At 70.0% G+C, this 1018-nt stretch carries 1 protein-coding gene and 1 pseudogene; both read left to right on the top strand.

The window, feature by feature from the left end; genetic code table 11:
* Positions 1–113: 113 nt before the first annotated feature.
* Positions 114–167, top strand: a pseudogene (locus BFF77_RS37775) (hypothetical protein); the annotation flags it as partial.
* Positions 168–440: 273 nt separating this feature from the next.
* Positions 441–1018 (top strand): helicase associated domain-containing protein (locus BFF77_RS37770; protein WP_342671234.1); only part of this gene is annotated, 578 nt, incomplete at its 3' end.

Raw genomic sequence — 1018 nt, 5'->3', positions numbered from 1 at the left:
GGCGGCGGCCGCCGCCCGCCCCAGACGACGCAACATGAGGGCCGACGCCGAAAGAAGCCCTCACCCACGCCCGCTCCTACACCGCCGAACACGGACACCTCGCTCAGGTCAGCGCGACCACCGTGCACCACGGATACCCGCTGGGCCGATGGCTCGCCGGCCAACGAAGCCAGCAACAACGCAAAGTCCTGTCCCCCGAACGGCAACAGGCTCTCCATGCCATCGACCCCTGGTGGTGCCCTCCCTGGCACCTGCGCTGGCAACGCCACTACTACCGCGCCCGCGACACAGCAGACAGCCGCTTCCTCCAGGCCGAGAACGGCTTTGACCACCTCAACGATTCTCGGGCCGCCGACTGGCTGTGGCGCCAGTGCGCCACGTACGACGAACTCCACCCCGAGCAGCGGCAACTCCTCACCGACATCGGCATCACCACCGACGTGGCCCGCACGGCCAGGGAACATGCACGTACGGCCTCGAGAACACCAGCCGTGCCCCCCGTCTCGGAAACAGAAGACAAGGCCAGCCAGGCCGGAAAGGGTGCGAATCCTGCTGCTTCCACCGGTCGACGCCGCACACGACGCGCCGCCGAACCGAAACGTCCCCGCGAGCCCCGCAGCCGCCTGGGACACCGCCCCGACCTCAGGCCGGGCTTCGAAACAGCCCTGACACACGCCCGCGCCTGGCACGCCGAACACGGCCACCTCGCAGCCTCCCGTGATATCCGGCACGACGACTACCCCCTGGGCGCGTGGCTGTTCAGCCAGCGCAACCGCGCCAAACAACGCGCCCGCGACCGCCTGCCGCCCTCACCCCACCTCACCGAACTCACCGCGATCGACCCCTGGTGGAACCCATCGTGGGACCTGCACTGGCAGCGCAACTACTACCGCGCCCGCAACCACGTCGAAGCCGGCCGCCCCTTCGACCCCGCCGCGCGGATCCCCGCACCGAGCACCGTCCTCGGCACCTGGACCACCCGCGCCTGCCTGACCTACCACCGGCTCCACCCCGACCA

Source organism: Streptomyces lushanensis (assembly GCF_001700515.1).
GTDB classification, from domain to species: domain Bacteria; phylum Actinomycetota; class Actinomycetes; order Streptomycetales; family Streptomycetaceae; genus Streptomyces; species Streptomyces lushanensis.
This window is presented reverse-complemented; position numbering and strand designations above follow the sequence as displayed.